Raw genomic sequence first — 15,242 nt, 5'->3', positions numbered from 1 at the left:
TTTTACATATATTTCTTAAGGACGCCCCAGGCTTGTTCCTTGCCTTCGCCTGTTTCACCAGAGAATAGAAGCAATTCATCTTCTTTTTCCATGTTTAACGTTTGGCGCGTGATTTTCAAGTGTTTCTGCCATTTGCCTTTTGGAATCTTATCCGCTTTGGTTGCAATGACGATCCGGGGCAGGTCATAATGCTTCAGGAATTCATACATCGCGATATCATCCTTTGTCGGCGGATGACGCAAATCCACAATCAGAAGCGCAGCGCGGAGCTGGTCTCTGGAAGTGAAGTACGTTTCGATCATTTTTCCCCAAGCATCACGCTCCGTCTTGGATACTTTTGCATAACCATAACCCGGTACATCCACAAAATGGAGTGCTTCATTTATGATATAAAAATTCAAGGTCTGCGTCTTACCTGGTTTAGAGGATGTGCGCGCCAAGTTTTTTCGATTGATCATTTTGTTGATGAAACTGGATTTTCCAACGTTGGAACGGCCTGCCAAGGCAAATTCCGGTATTGGAGTATTGGGATATTGCTCAGGCTTCACAGCACTGATGACAATATCTGAACTTGTCACTTTCATTCGTTCACACCTACCAATGCATGCTCAAGGACTTCATCGACGTGTGAAACTGGAACAAATGTTAATGCTTTACGGACACTTTCCGGGATATCATCAATATCCTTTTCGTTATTTTGCGGGATGATGATTTTCGTAAGTCCTGCGCGATGGGCCGCTAAAGATTTTTCTTTAAGCCCGCCAATCGGAAGAACCCGTCCGCGTAATGTAATTTCGCCTGTCATGCCTACCTCTTTTCTGATCGGCCTGTTTGTAAGGGCCGATATTAACGCTGTTGCAATCGTGATGCCTGCAGAAGGGCCATCTTTTGGGACCGCACCTTCAGGGACATGAATATGAATATCATATTTTTCATGGAAGTTCGCATCAATCTGAAGTTTCTCGGTTTTTGAACGGACATAACTGAAAGCAGCCTGGGCTGACTCTTTCATTACATCGCCAAGCTTTCCTGTCAGGATCAGCTTGCCTTTACCTGGTGATAAGGAAACCTCGATTTGCAGCGTATCGCCGCCTACCGATGTGTATGCTAATCCATTAGCTACACCGACTTGGTTCTCGACCTCCGCCTGTCCATAATGGAACATGGTTTTCCCTAAAAACTCCTCGACATTCTTTTCTGATATGACGACCCGCTTTTTATCTCCGGACACGATGATTTTTGCAGTCTTACGACAGATGCCTGCAAGCTGTCGCTCCAAACTTCGAACACCGGCTTCCCGAGTATAATAACGGATGATTTTTGTAAGAGCTTCCTCACGGATTTGCAGTTGTGTCTTCAATAAACCATGGTTTTCCAGCTGTCTAGGCAGCAAGTGATCCTTGGCTATATGAAGTTTCTCTATCTCAGTATAACCTGCAATCGAAATGATTTCCATACGATCACGAAGCGGGCCAGGAATCGACCCCAAATTATTCGCCGTCGCCACGAACATAACTTTGGAAAGATCGTAAGTTTCTTCAATATAATGATCGCTGAAATTATGATTTTGCTCTGGATCGAGTACCTCCAGCATCGCTGCAGACGGATCTCCCCTAAAGTCATTGGACATCTTATCCACTTCGTCCAGCAAAAAGACTGGATTGATCGTTCCAGCTTTTTTCATGCCTTGAATGATCCTTCCTGGCATCGCCCCTACATATGTACGGCGATGTCCGCGGATTTCTGATTCATCGCGCACCCCACCTAAAGATATACGGACGAAATTCCTATTCAGTGATGAAGCGATCGATTTAGCCAAGCTGGTTTTCCCGACCCCTGGCGGTCCCACCAAGCAAAGGATCGGTCCCTTCAATGAATTGGTCAATTGCTGGACGGCCAGATACTCAAGCACACGCTCCTTCACCTTTTCCAAACCATGATGGTCCCGGTTCAGGATTTTTTCGGCTTTATGAATATTCAAGTCATCTTTGGTCGCTTTGGTCCAAGGAAGCGAGATCAACCATTCGATATAATTGCGGATGACCGAACTTTCGGCCGAGCTGGAAGGAACCTTTTCATAACGGTCCAATTCCTTTAGTGCCGTTTCTTTGATGTGCTCCGGCATTTCCGCTTCTTCTATCTTTTCGTTGAGAACCTCAATTTCCCCTGTTTTTCCTTCTTTATCTCCCAATTCCTTTTGGATCGCTTTCATTTGTTCTCGTAAATAATATTCCTTCTGAGTCCGTTCCATCGAACGCTTAACACGCTGGCCGATTTTTTTCTCGAGAAAAAGAACTTCTTTCTCGTTATTGATGATCTCGATTACACGGCTTAAACGCTCTTTCATATCAATGGTCTCAAGCACTTCTTGTTTCTCCTTCAATTTCAAAGGCAAATGGGAAGCGATTATATCCGCTAAACGTCCAGGCTCTTCAATATCCGAAGTGGACGAAAACGTTTCACCGGTTATTTTCTTGGACATTTTTATGTATTGTTCAAAATAATCCAGTAGGGTGCGCATTAATGCCTGATGTTCAGCATCCTTTTCATCACTGTCTTCATATATTTTAATCTTGGCACCATAATGTGTCTCATAATCGTAAAATTCAATGACTTCTGCGCGATTCAACCCTTCCACCAAAACCCGGATTGTACCATTTGGAAGCTTCAGCATCTGTTTTACCTTTGTTAAAGTTCCCATTGTAAATAAATCTTCTTCAGCTGGTTCGTCCAACGAAACATCTTGTTGTGTCGTCAAAAATATAAGATGGTCTTCCACCATTGCTTTCTCAAGGGCTTGTACCGATTTATCTCGGCCTACATCTAAATGAAGTACCATCGTTGGATATACAAGCAGTCCTCTAAGCGGCAGGAGGGGGACGATGATTTCTTTATCAGTCATTTCCTGACACCTCCATCTAATTAGTATCGTCGTTGTAAACTATTTACCCATGTTCTCAACCTTTTAACAATTCTATCCTATTTATATAGAAGTGTCTATTCGTTTACCTTAACACGTTTCGACTGCTATTATTATCTCCAATATTAGATAAAAAAGCACGTCTGAATGCGTGTTTATTTTTACTTCACGTTAGTCCGGAAAGCCAATATGGTCCTTAAAATGCCCCGGTTCTTGTTTTTAGCCGGGGCATCTCCTTTATACACTTTCTTTTTTTGATAGGTCCAAGGTTGTGAGGATTTGTTCCGACATCAATTCTTTTTTCAGCGCCTGATCCAGCACTTCTTTCACATTCGAAACGGGAATGATTTCTATATCCTTGATTTCAGATAGAAGTGGCTGCATGTTTTCGGCTGGGACGATTACTCTCTTTGCCCCGGCCAGTTTTGCCGCCTTGATTTTCGGAATGACACCGCCGATCGGTTTAACGCCGCCATGAATGCTTATTTCACCAGTCATCGCCACTGTGTGATCAACAGGTATTTTATATATGGCCGAGTATATGCCTGTGGCCATTGCAATTCCTGCAGAAGGGCCATCTACTGGACTTCCGCCCGGAAAGTTCACATGGATATCGAATTGATCGGCAGGCACTCCCATCGACCGTAAAACCGTAATGACATTTTCAATTGAACCTTTTGCCATGCTCTTGCGGCGAATCGATTTGCCGCTTCCGCCGCCGATACTTTCTTCTTCAACGATGCCAGTAATGTTTATCGATCCTTTTTCATCAGAAGCGGCCATGACCGTAACTTCGATTTCCAGCAATGCCCCGCTGTTGGGACCATAAACTGCAAGACCGTTGACAAGGCCTATTTTAGAATTCGCTTCTATTTTCCTGTCCATTCTTTGGGTCAGCTGGCTGCTATGGGCCATCCAATCTATATCTTCTTCTCTGATAAAAGTCCTGTTTTCATTAATCGATATTCCAGAAAGAGTCTGAATCATGTTGACAGCTTCCCTGCCATTTCGGGCATAATCCGAAATCGACTGCAAGCCTTTTTCACTGATGGTGATCCCCACTTTATCTGAGGCATTCTTAGCCACGGTGATTATTTCTTCCCGGTCAAGTTCACGGAAAAACACTTCTATGCATCTTGAGCGTATCGCAGGCGCGATTTCATTTGGTGTTCTAGTTGTGGCTCCAATCAATCGAAAGTCAGCCGGCAGTCCATTTTTAAAAATATCATGGATGTGAGTGGGAATATTTTGATTTTCCTCTTGATAATAAGCACTTTCCAGAAAGACCTTACGATCCTCCAATACCTTTAACAGTTTATTCATCTGTATTGGATGAAGCTCCCCTATTTCATCTATGAACAGTACCCCTCCATGAGCATTGCTGACTGCGCCCTGCTTTGGCTGGGGAATGCCTGCCTGTCCCATCGCCCCGGCTCCTTGATAGATTGGATCGTGCACAGAACCGATGAGCGGATCGGCAATCCCTCGTTCATCGAACCTGGCTGTGGTGGCGTCCAATTCAACGAAAACGGCTGAATTCTTAAAAGGGGACTTGCCATTTTTCTTCGCCTCTTCCAAAACAAGTCTGGCAGCTGCCGTTTTCCCTACCCCTGGAGGACCGTAAATTATCACATGCTGGGGATTCGGCCCGCATAAAGCAGCTTTTAAAGATTTAATCCCATCTTCTTGACCGATGATTTCATTAAATGTGCTTGGTCTGACTTTCTCTGCCAATGGCTCTGTTAACGAAATCGATCTCATCTTCCGTAATTGGTCCATCTCCTTACGTGAATCACGGTCAATGGAAACTTTTTGTGTCCTCTGGCCCTTCAATAAGTTCAAAAAATACAATCCAATAATAATCCCAAAAAACAGCTGGATAAACAACGCCAATCCTGTCCAATTCATCGTATTCCCTCCTGCACTCTCCTAGTTTGTCATTTCTGTTAGTATCTCCTTTGGAAGGGCGAAATTATCCAAGAAATTCGTGTTGAAAATTTGGCGCTTTTATCCTAAATAACAACAATTTGAAAAAAAGACACAAAAAAGACTGCCAGATAAACTGGCAGTCTTTTTATTCCTTATAAATCAAGCAGATGTTTTCTTTTCTTGTCCTTTGATGGTTGTACCGTCTTTAAGGACGAGCTTTGGAGATTCATTTTTCGAAATCGTGCTGCCTGTGATTACACATTTTGCAACATCATCACGTGAAGGCAGATCGAACATCACTTCAAGAATGATGCCCTCGATGATGGAACGCAGACCACGTGCACCAGTTTTACGTTCAATTGCCTTTTTAGCAATTTCACTTAGCGCTTCCTGTTCGAATTCCAATTCAACATCGTCAAGCTCAAGCAACTTTTGATATTGTTTAACAAGGGCATTTTTCGGCTTTGTAAGGATTTCAATCAACGCAGCTTCATCCAATTGCTCAAGAGTCGCAATTACCGGAAGACGACCGATGAATTCCGGAATTAATCCGAAACGAAGCAAGTCTTCAGGAAGGACTTTTGAAAGCAATTCTTTTTCTGCAACATCATCCTTTTTCACGTCAGAGCCAAAGCCAATGACTTTTTGACCAAGACGGCGTTTGATGATCGGTTCGATGCCATCAAAGGCACCGCCGCAGATGAACAAAATATTGGTCGTATCGATTTGGATGAATTCCTGATGTGGATGTTTACGTCCACCTTGAGGCGGAACGCTTGCAACCGTTCCTTCAAGGATTTTCAATAATGCTTGTTGCACACCTTCACCAGACACGTCACGTGTAATAGAAGGATTTTCCGATTTACGGGCAACTTTATCGATTTCATCAATATAAATGATGCCTTTTTCCGCTTTTTCCACATCATAATCAGCGGCTTGGATCAGCTTTAGAAGGATGTTTTCGACATCTTCCCCAACATATCCAGCTTCCGTCAATGAAGTGGCATCAGCAATCGCAAAAGGAACATTCAGTAATCGTGCCAATGTTTGCGCAAGAAGGGTTTTCCCGCTTCCCGTCGGTCCAATCAGGGCGATATTACTTTTAGAAAGCTCCACATCGTCGACTTTGCTATTGGAATTGATACGTTTATAATGGTTGTAAACAGCGACAGCCAATGATTTCTTTGCCTGTTCTTGTCCAATCACATATTCGTCAAGAATTTCACGGATTTCCATAGGTTTAGGAACATCTCTGAATTCTACTTCTTCATCAGTGCCCAGCTCTTCTTCGACGATCTCCGTACAAAGTTCTATACACTCGTCACAAATATAGACACCTGGACCAGCAACCAGTTTACGGACTTGTTCTTGTGTTTTACCGCAAAAAGAACATTTTAACTGTCCTTTTTCATCATTAAATTTAAACATGTACGTTCACCCCTTTAAATACTCTTCCAACTCTATTACATAGCGGTACCCAATCGTAATGAAAAAAAAACTAGGCACACATCTACTTAAGCATTCCAAAATCCCTAGTATGTTTTGCATTTTATCATGTTCTTGGAAGTTTAGTAACAAAAATGCTCACGCGTCCGAGTTGTTAAATAAGTACAATAATCAATCAATATGTATTTGCCCTTTACCAGTATGCCCAAAACTTTGGATTTTTAAAAGCAGGATTTGCTGTATAAATATGTATATGCGGTATTAGAACTAATCTACACTGAAATCCAAAAAAAATCAATCAGGAAATAACCGATATTTGAAATTTACACTAATTCTCAATATGTATAAAACAAGGCACGATTACTCGCGCCTTGTTTTTTTAAAGGAAATATTTAAATCTACTTATTTATAAAAATTATTTTGCGTCAACTGTTTTGCTGTTTTCTACCAAGAAGTCAATTGCTTTCTTAATTTTAAGATCGCCTTTGATTCCTTCTAAGTTTCCAAGAGCTTGTTTGATCGCATCAACTTCCATATTGTACATAGTAGCCATTTGTGCAAGTTCAGCTTCTACATCTTCGTCAGTCGCTTCAAGTTTTTCAACTTCAGCGATTGCTTCAAGAGTTAGGCTCGTACGAACTTGTCCTTCAGCTTCTTCTTTCATTTGCGCTTTTAAAGCTTCTTCGTCTTGACCTGAGAATTGGTAGTAAAGTTCCAAATTCAGACCTTGAGATTGAATGCGTTGAGAGAACTCATTCATCATGCGGTCAACTTCATTTGAAATCATCGCTTCAGGAACGTCCATTTCTGCGCCTTCAACAGCTTTACCAATTACAGTGTTTTGAATGAAGTTTTCTTCTTCGTGTTTTTTGTCATGCTCTAATTTATGTTTTGTTTTTTCTTTAAGTTCAGCCAAAGTTTCCACTTCGTCGTCGACATCTTTCGCGAACTCATCATCCAACTCAGGAAGTTGTTTTGTTTTGATTTCGTGAATTTTCACTTTGAATACTGCTGGTTTACCTGCAAGTTCAGCAGCATGGTATTCTTCAGGGAATGTAACTTCGATATCTTTTTCAGCGCCAGTTTCAAGACCGACAAGCTGCTCTTCAAATCCTGGAATGAAAGAGTTTGAACCGATTTCCAATGAATGGTTTTCTGAAGCGCCGCCTTCGAATGCTTCACCATCAACGAATCCTTCAAAGTCAAGAACAACTGTATCGCCTTCAGCAACTTGTCCTTCTTCTTTAACGACAAGCTCAGCTTGACGCTCTTGTAAAGTTTTCAATTCGTTTTCAACATCTTCGTCAGTTACTTCAGTATTGAATTTTTCAACTTCAACACCTTTGTAGTCTCCCAATTTAACTTCAGGCTTAACTGTTACAGTTGCAGTGAAGATCAGGTTTTCGCCTTTTTCCATTTTCTCGATGTCGATTTCTGGACGATCTACAGGCTGAATTCCAGCTTCTTCGACAGCATTTGCATAAGCATCTGGAAGAATGATATCAAGCGCATCTTGGTAAAGTGATTCTACGCCGAATTTTTTTTCGAACATTTGACGTGGCATTTTACCTTTACGGAAGCCAGGTACATTTACTTGTTTCACTACTTTTTTGAAAGCTGCGTCTAAACCTTCGTTTACTTTTGCAGCGTCAACTTCAATTGTTAGTACGCCTTGATTACCTTCTTGTTTTTCCCATTTTACAGACATGTGTTTCCCTCCAAAAAATCTATATACTTCAATAATAAGCATTGGATGAATATGCTTTGCAAGTGTTAACAAGTCATCCTTCAAATATACCCAAAAAATATTGGGGAAATCGTCAAAATTAGACGAATATACATTACAACCACTACATTATACCACAGGATTAATCTGTTACAACAGCAATAGCTTAAATAATGGGATAAGAAATTTCTTCAATTTCTTTTATATAGGAAAGAATATCCGCAATGCTTTCCTCTTCAGCCTGGTACAGGTCCGCTAAGTCCCTACCGAAAACTTCCCCGGTCATGTATTCTTCCGCCAAGGCATGGTAGGCAGCTGCCCATGCAGGCAAGCTTTCAGGTCCGGGTTCTAAAGGGAACAATAAAAAAGTATGACGTTCAATCAAACTATGGACCATTTCAAATAAGCTCGGATTATCCTGACTGATTTCCGCTTCGGCCAGTCCGGTTACCTTCTTATAGAAGTCCGTCTCCTTCAAACTTTTCATTTCACTTGGTATGACCGACTTCGATTGATTGAATTTCCTCAACGTCACTTCCTCGTTATATTCCTGGTCGATAAGGATGTTAAGGAGCATCGTTTTAAAGAAAGGGTGTCCCTCGTCTTTTTGTAGAAATTTTTCGATTTGAGGGATAAATGGTCGAATATTGATATTCGTGAGTTTTGAAATGATCATTAGCATTTCATTATCCGTTTTCCCTTCAAAAAGTTCATCCTCCTGCAATTCCTCCGAAAGCTGTTGATTTTGCCTTTCTTTCTCCTCTTTTTTATCCTCAAGTGCCCTTTTACTGAACTGAAGCATCTTTTCGAAATGTTCCTCTTTATCAAAGGGAATTTGGCTTTCTTCAAATAGCAGTTCGATCGTCGTGACCATTTCCTGATGCTCGCCTAATTGCAGCAGTACCATCAAATAAATATTGATCAGCTGAAAATAGTCACCGATGCCTTTGTTCAGCATCTCTATACACAACTCTTTTGACTCATTGTAATGCTCAAGTTCGACTAGAGAGACCACTAGCCCCATGCAAACTTCATCATTCTCGGGCGCATACTCCCTGGCTTGGCTGAAAAGCTGTGCAGCCGCTTTAAAGTTTCTGTTTCCAAGCTCATCCAGTCCCTTTGCAATCAGCCTTTCACCGAGATTTGGAAAGGCGATAATCTTGGTTTCTCCGGCCTTCTTTGGGTTTTTCTCATTATCCATCCTATTTTCCGCCTCACCGTTCGCTTTTTGAGAAACAGTTTAGCATGTAATAGCAGGAAACACAAAATTTATATGGGCGGATGAACACCTTTCTTTCTTTCCCAGATAAAAAAATCCCGCATCCTTTCAAATTAAGAAAGGAGAACGGGATATGACCTTCTTCTATTAAATACTCGAAACAGCCTTTTTTGAGATTCATAGGCAGAAATCTCTTTATCATATTGAAGCGTTATCGAAATTTCATCCCAGCCTTTGATGAGCATTTCCTTCCAATATGGATGAATTTCAAAGCTTGTTTCAAACCCTTGACCATCATTCAATGTCTGATTGGGAAGGTCGATCGTCAACTCATAGTCAGGTGCGGACACTCTCTCCATTAAATAGTTTACTTCAGCCTGGGTTAAAGCGATGGGGACCATGCCATTTTTCATGCAATTACTTTTAAAGATATCAGCATAAGACGGAGCGATGATGATATCGAATCCGTAGTCTTTCAATGACCAAGGGGCATGCTCACGCGAAGAACCGCAGCCAAAATTTTCTCCTGCTATTAAAATGGACGTGTTTTGATTATGAGGCTGATTCAATTCAAAATCAGGACGTTTCTTTCCATTTTCATCAAAACGCCAGTTGTAGAATAAAAATTCGCCAAATCCGCTTCGCTCAATCCGTTTTAAAAATTGCTTTGGAATGATTTGGTCTGTATCCACGTTTTTACGGTCAAGCGCCGCCGCTCTTCCTTTATATATAGTAATGGGTTCCATTCTATGCACCTCCGGTTAATTCGTATTCTTAATGGACTTGTTCAGTTCTTTTCAAATTCCTAATATCGACAAATTTCCCATGAATGGCGGCCGCGGCAGCCATAGCCGGACTAACCAAGTGCGTTCTTGCTCCAGCGCCTTGCCTGCCTTCGAAGTTCCGGTTACTTGTGGAGGCGCAATGCTCACCGGCCGGAACAACGTCAGGATTCATGCTCAGGCACATACTGCAGCCCGACTCACGCCATTCGAAGCCCGCAGATTTGAAGATTTCATCCAATCCTTCATCTTCCGCTTCCCTTTTGACGCTTTGTGAACCGGGAACGACCATCGCCCGAACTCCTTTTTGAACAGTTTGACCTTCAATCATTTCTGCAGCTTGCCGTAAGTCCTCAATGCGCGAATTGGTACACGATCCTATGAAAACATGTTGAACGGGAATTTCCGTGATTGGCATGCCTTCCTTAAGACCCATATACTCAATGGCCCGATTCAGTTCCTTGGGATCCATGATATCTTCCGCGAAGGTAGGCACTTTACCGTCAACGCCACTAGCCATCCCAGGATTCGTCCCCCAGCTCACCATTGGTGGAATCAAACTGCCATCAAGAATGATTTCTTGGTCATATACAGCATCTTCATCACTGGAAAGTGACTTCCAGTCCTGCACACATCGCTCGAACTCTTCTCCTTTCGGCAAATATTTACGACCTTTCAAATAAGAGAACGTTGTTTCATCGGGAGCTACCAGCCCCGCTCTTGCCCCGCCCTCGATCGACATATTGCAAACCGTCATTCTCTCTTCCATCGACATATCCCGGAAAACTTCCCCGCAATACTCAATGATATGTCCAGTACCGAAATTGACGCCGAATTTAGAAATCACATATAAAATGACATCTTTCGCCATCACACCATGACCAAGCTTGCCATTAACCTCAAGCTTTAATGTTTTCGGTTTCGTTTGCCAAAGGGTTTGTGTAGCCAAAACATGCTCGACCTCACTCGTACCGATTCCAAACGCAATCGAGCCAAACGCACCATGTGTGGAAGTATGGCTGTCTCCGCAGACAATGGTCATCCCTGGCTGTGTAAGCCCTAATTCCGGCCCGATAACGTGAACGATACCTTGATCCGGGCTGTTTAAATCAGCAAGGCGAATACCGAACTCCTTACAGTTTTGCTCAAGCGCCTCTAGTTGTTTCCTCGCAATATCATCCTCGATGAAATAGCGATTAACGGTTGGCACATTATGATCCATTGTCGCGAAAGTACGGTCGGGTCTCCTGACTGTGCGTCCTTTTAATCTCAACCCTTCAAATGCTTGCGGAGAGGTCACTTCATGAATATATTGAAGGTCTATATAAATTAAATCCGGTTTATTCTCCTCTTCATTTACAATATGGCGATCCCATATTTTTTCTATTATTGACTTTCCCATCACTATCCCACCTCGATCAATTCTGTATTTTTTTAAAAAACACGGCCTAATGTTAGGCCGTGAAAGAAGTTTATGCGTAAGCTCCCATGATATTGGAAATGGCTTCCTGGTCTAAAAGATTTGCTTTTATTTCTGCAATCATCTCTGAAGTGGACGTAATATTTGGATGGCCATTTGCGATATCGCCTGTTCTTAAGCCATATTCAAGGACCCTTTCCACCGCCTGCTCAACGGCTTTCGCCTCATCTTCCAAACCAAAGGATAGACGCAGCATGGAAGCCGCTGACAAAATCGTCCCAATCGGATTAGCCAGGTTTTTACCTGCGATATCCGGGGCGGAGCCATGAATCGGTTCATATAGATTAGGCCCATTTGTTGATATGGAGGCGGAAGGAAGCATTCCAAGCGAGCCAGTCAATACCGACGCTTCATCGCTTAAAATATCACCGAACATATTCTCCGTCACGATAATATCAAATTGTTTAGGGTTTTTGATCAATTGCATGGCTGCATTATCAACAAGCATATGTTCAAGGATTACATCCGGATACTCCTTGGCAATTTCTTCAGCCGTCTCACGCCACATCCTGCTGGATTCAAGAACATTCGCTTTATCCACGGAAGTTACTTTTTTCTTGCGATCCGATGCTAATGCAAAAGCAAGTTCAATGATGCGCTTCATTTCGCTTTTCTGGTAGAAAAGGGTATCGACGACCGCCTCTTTTCCTTCTTTTTCAACGCGCTCACTTGGCTTTCCGAAATAAAGGCCGCCAGTTAGTTCCCTGACAATCACGAAATCCACATCTTCAATGAATTCCTTTTTAAGAGGAGAAGATTCCGACAAGCTGGAATAATAGCTGATTGGACGGATGTTGGCATAAAGATTCAAATCTTTTCGGATTTTCAGCAAACCTCGTTCCGGTCTTAGGTGCGCAGGCTGGTCATCCCACTTAGGTCCTCCAACGGCCCCTAATAATACCGCGTCGCTGTTTTTACAAATCTCCACTGTTTCATCCGGCAGGGGTGAACCTGTGTTATCGATGGCCCCGCCGCCAATCTCACCATATTGAAATTCAAAATCGTGTCCATATCTTTGGGCAACGGCTTCGAGGATTTCTACAGCGCCTCTTGTTACTTCTTTCCCGATGCCATCTCCTTGAAGCACCGCAATATTCCTTTTCATCGAAATCTCCCCTTCCTATTGTAATACTGCTTTTTCTTCCAGTTCCTTCATGATGATCACACGGTTCACAGCGTTCAAATACGCTTTGGCGGATGCTTCCAAGACGTCCTGATCAAGACCCCTGCCGCTTGTTTCTACACCGTTATAATCAATTTTCACAAAAACTTGAGCAAGGGCATCCATTCCGCCGCCCACCGATTGAATTCGATAGTCCAGCAAGCTGATCTCGCTGCCCAAACATCTTTCAAGCGTGTTATATAAGGCTTCTACACTTCCTGCACCTGTAGCCGCTTCCTGAATCTCTTCATTATCGCCTTTTTTCAGTGTGACCGTCGCTGTCGCCGTCTGATGGGTACCATGGGAAATCTGTAAGGAAATCATGTCATAAAAACTGATATCCGTCGCTTTCTCTTCAAGCACCAGCGCAACGATATCTTCATCCGTCATGTTCTTTTTATTATCGGCCAATTCCTTGAACTGAATGAATAATGAGTTCATTTCCTCATCCGTTACCGTAAAATTCAACTCTTGTAATCTTTCTTTGAAAGCATGGCGTCCTGAATGCTTTCCTAAAACTAGTGAATTGGACGAAACCCCGACAAGTTCAGGTGAAATGATTTCATATGTCGTTTTTTCTTTTAACACGCCATCCTGGTGAATGCCAGATTCATGTGCGTATGCATTGGCACCAATAATGGCTTTATTAGCAGGTACTTGCATTCCCGTAAGGCGGCTGACCAAATCACTGGTCCTTTTTATTTCATTCAATACAAGACCCGTTTCCGCTTGATAGAAATCTTTACGGATGTAGAGTGCCATGGCCACTTCTTCAAGCGCCACGTTTCCGGCACGTTCACCAATTCCGTTGATTGTACCTTCGACTTGCGTAGCTCCGCCTTCGATGGCAGCCAATGAATTGGCCGTCGCCATTCCAAGATCGTCATGGCAGTGTGCGGATAAACTAACTTTATCAATAGAAGGAACATGTTCACGAAGGTATCTGAAAATGTTTCCGTACTCGATTGGCGCTGCATATCCAACAGTATCCGGGATGTTAATGACCTTGGCACCAGCTTGAATGACCGCTTCAACGATTTCAGCCAAATAGTCAAGTTCTGTACGGCTTGCATCTTCTGCAGACCATTGTACGATCGGAAAACGCGCTGCCCCGTACTTGACCATCTCAACTGCCTTTTCAATCACTTGCTGCTTCGACATTTTCAACTTATATTCACGATGAATGGGCGAAGTGGCGATGAAAGTATGCAACCTTGGTTCTTCCCCGCCCCTTAATGAATCCCAAGCTGCATCGATATCTCCTTTTACAGCACGCGCCAGCCCTGTGACAGAGCTGTTTTTGATTTTGCGCGCGATTTCCTGTACGGAGTTGAAATCCCCTTTGGATGCTGCCGGAAAACCGGCTTCGATAATATCAACACCCAATCTTTCAAGCTGATAAGCAATTTCAAGTTTTTCGGTAAAATTCAAATTTACACCGGCTGATTGCTCGCCATCTCGAAGTGTAGTTTCAAATATATTAATTTTTCGCAACGGCTACCACTTCTTTCTCTTTTTGTTGAGGTTTTACGAATGGCATCATTTTTCTTAATTCACGGCCAACCACTTCGATTTGATGTTGGTTTTCACGATTATTGATCGCATTGAAGACTGGACGATTCGCTTGGTTTTCCAAGATCCATCCTTTAGCGAACTCACCGTCTTGGATGTCTTTCAAGATCGCTTTCATTGCCTCTTTCGTAGTTTCCGTCACAACGCGTGGTCCAGAAACGAAATCTCCCCATTGAGCTGTGTCAGAAATGGAATAGCGCATGTTTTCCATACCGCCTTCATACATAAGGTCGATGATTAATTTAAGTTCATGCAAACACTCGAAATATGCTACTTCCGGTTGGTATCCAGCTTCTGTCAAGGTTTCGAATCCAGCTTTTACAAGGGCAGTCAATCCGCCGCAAAGTACGGCCTGCTCTCCAAATAGATCCGTTTCCGTTTCTTCCTGGAATGTAGTTTCCAAACCGCCAGCTCTTAAAGAGCCGATTCCCCGGGCGTACGCAAGGGCCAAATCTTTTGCTTCACCCGTAACATTTTGATAGATGGCGAATAATGCCGGCACCCCTGCACCTTGTTCATATGTACGGCGAACAAGATGTCCCGGACCCTTCGGAGCGACTAATAATACATCTACGTCTGCCGGAGGAACGATTTGATTGAAATGGACGTTGAATCCGTGTGCGAACATTAACGCTTGGCCTGGACGCAATACCGGTTTGATTTCTTCTTGGTATACTTTCGGCTGAGTTTCATCCGGTAATAGGTTCATGATCACGTCTGCCTGTTCAGCTGCCTCTTTCACCGTGTAAACATTAAAGCCGTCTTCCACCGCTTTATCGAAGGATTTACCTTTCCTGATTCCGATGATTACATCTACACCGCTATCACGTAGGTTTTGTGCGTGTGCGTGTCCTTGTGAACCATATCCGATGACCGCTACCTTTTTATTGTTGAAGAAATTCTCGTTTGCTTCTGCGTTATAATATACTTTTGCCATAATAATTACATCTCCCTTTTCATCATTGTTTTTTGTTTTTTGTTTTTTGTTTTGGTTTTTTTTTTTGTT

General features: G+C 42.8%; 11 protein-coding genes. All 11 read right to left on the bottom strand.

Annotated features, from left to right (window positions below; all coding sequences use genetic code 11):
* Positions 1-2 precede the first annotated feature (2 nt).
* Positions 3-584 (bottom strand): ribosome biogenesis GTP-binding protein YihA/YsxC, encoded by a 582-nt coding sequence (gene yihA / locus MPH60_RS03620; RefSeq protein WP_034308918.1) that lies wholly within the window; start codon positions 582-584, stop codon positions 3-5.
* Positions 581-2,902: an endopeptidase La gene (lon, locus tag MPH60_RS03615; protein ID WP_241593812.1), complete on the bottom strand. Its 2,322-nt coding sequence runs from the start codon at positions 2,900-2,902 to the stop codon at positions 581-583. The genes yihA and lon overlap by 4 nt, the downstream gene beginning before the upstream one ends.
* A gap of 255 nt (positions 2,903-3,157) precedes the next feature.
* Positions 3,158-4,828 carry an ATP-dependent protease LonB gene (lonB, locus tag MPH60_RS03610; RefSeq protein WP_241593813.1) on the bottom strand — a complete coding sequence of 557 codons (1,671 nt, stop codon included), beginning with the start codon at positions 4,826-4,828 and terminating at the stop codon, positions 3,158-3,160.
* A 180-nt stretch (positions 4,829-5,008) separates the two neighbouring features.
* Entirely contained in the window at positions 5,009-6,277 is a 1,269-nt protein-coding gene (gene clpX / locus MPH60_RS03605) for an ATP-dependent protease ATP-binding subunit ClpX (RefSeq protein ID WP_101222811.1), read from the bottom strand.
* Positions 6,278-6,710: 433 nt separating this feature from the next.
* Positions 6,711-8,003, bottom strand: coding sequence for a trigger factor (gene tig, locus MPH60_RS03600; RefSeq protein ID WP_101222812.1), 1,293 nt, complete (start codon positions 8,001-8,003; stop codon positions 6,711-6,713).
* Positions 8,004-8,187: 184 nt separating this feature from the next.
* Positions 8,188-9,222: a tetratricopeptide repeat protein gene (locus MPH60_RS03595; protein ID WP_241593814.1), complete on the bottom strand. Its 1,035-nt coding sequence runs from the start codon at positions 9,220-9,222 to the stop codon at positions 8,188-8,190.
* Between the two features lie 131 nt (positions 9,223-9,353).
* On the bottom strand, positions 9,354-9,986 hold the full coding sequence (leuD, locus tag MPH60_RS03590) for a 3-isopropylmalate dehydratase small subunit (protein WP_241615808.1): 633 nt from the start codon (positions 9,984-9,986) through the stop codon (positions 9,354-9,356).
* A gap of 28 nt (positions 9,987-10,014) precedes the next feature.
* Positions 10,015-11,424, bottom strand: a complete 1,410-nt coding sequence (leuC, locus tag MPH60_RS03585; RefSeq protein ID WP_241593816.1) for a 3-isopropylmalate dehydratase large subunit — start codon at positions 11,422-11,424, stop codon at positions 10,015-10,017.
* A gap of 70 nt (positions 11,425-11,494) precedes the next feature.
* Positions 11,495-12,607, bottom strand: coding sequence for a 3-isopropylmalate dehydrogenase (gene leuB / locus MPH60_RS03580; RefSeq protein ID WP_241593817.1), 1,113 nt, complete (start codon positions 12,605-12,607; stop codon positions 11,495-11,497).
* Between the two features lie 15 nt (positions 12,608-12,622).
* Positions 12,623-14,158, bottom strand: coding sequence for a 2-isopropylmalate synthase (locus MPH60_RS03575; RefSeq protein WP_137020101.1), 1,536 nt, complete (start codon positions 14,156-14,158; stop codon positions 12,623-12,625).
* A complete protein-coding gene (ilvC, locus tag MPH60_RS03570) occupies positions 14,145-15,173 on the bottom strand; it encodes a ketol-acid reductoisomerase (protein ID WP_241593818.1) in 1,029 nt (342 codons plus the stop codon). The genes MPH60_RS03575 and ilvC overlap by 14 nt, the downstream gene beginning before the upstream one ends.
* Positions 15,174-15,242: the final 69 nt, after the last annotated feature.

Origin of the sequence: Peribacillus sp. Aquil_B1 (assembly GCF_022603275.1) — a bacterium.
In the GTDB taxonomy this organism is placed as follows: Bacteria; Bacillota; Bacilli; order Bacillales; family DSM-1321; genus Peribacillus.
This window is presented reverse-complemented; position numbering and strand designations above follow the sequence as displayed.

What these genes read in the sequence shown, in the direction of transcription:
- ilvC (WP_241593818.1), bottom strand. Translation starts at nt 15,173, where the DNA reads ATGGCAAAAGTATATTATAACGCAGAAGCAAACGAGAATTTCTTCAAC.
- leuC (WP_241593816.1), bottom strand. Translation starts at nt 11,424, where the DNA reads ATGGGAAAGTCAATAATAGAAAAAATATGGGATCGCCATATTGTAAAT.
- leuB (WP_241593817.1), bottom strand. Translation starts at nt 12,607, where the DNA reads ATGAAAAGGAATATTGCGGTGCTTCAAGGAGATGGCATCGGGAAAGAA.
- MPH60_RS03595 (WP_241593814.1), bottom strand. Translation starts at nt 9,222, where the DNA reads ATGGATAATGAGAAAAACCCAAAGAAGGCCGGAGAAACCAAGATTATC.
- lon (WP_241593812.1), bottom strand. Translation starts at nt 2,902, where the DNA reads ATGACTGATAAAGAAATCATCGTCCCCCTCCTGCCGCTTAGAGGACTG.
- leuD (WP_241615808.1), bottom strand. Translation starts at nt 9,986, where the DNA reads ATGGAACCCATTACTATATATAAAGGAAGAGCGGCGGCGCTTGACCGT.
- lonB (WP_241593813.1), bottom strand. Translation starts at nt 4,828, where the DNA reads ATGAATTGGACAGGATTGGCGTTGTTTATCCAGCTGTTTTTTGGGATT.
- clpX (WP_101222811.1), bottom strand. Translation starts at nt 6,277, where the DNA reads ATGTTTAAATTTAATGATGAAAAAGGACAGTTAAAATGTTCTTTTTGC.
- yihA (WP_034308918.1), bottom strand. Translation starts at nt 584, where the DNA reads ATGAAAGTGACAAGTTCAGATATTGTCATCAGTGCTGTGAAGCCTGAG.
- tig (WP_101222812.1), bottom strand. Translation starts at nt 8,003, where the DNA reads ATGTCTGTAAAATGGGAAAAACAAGAAGGTAATCAAGGCGTACTAACA.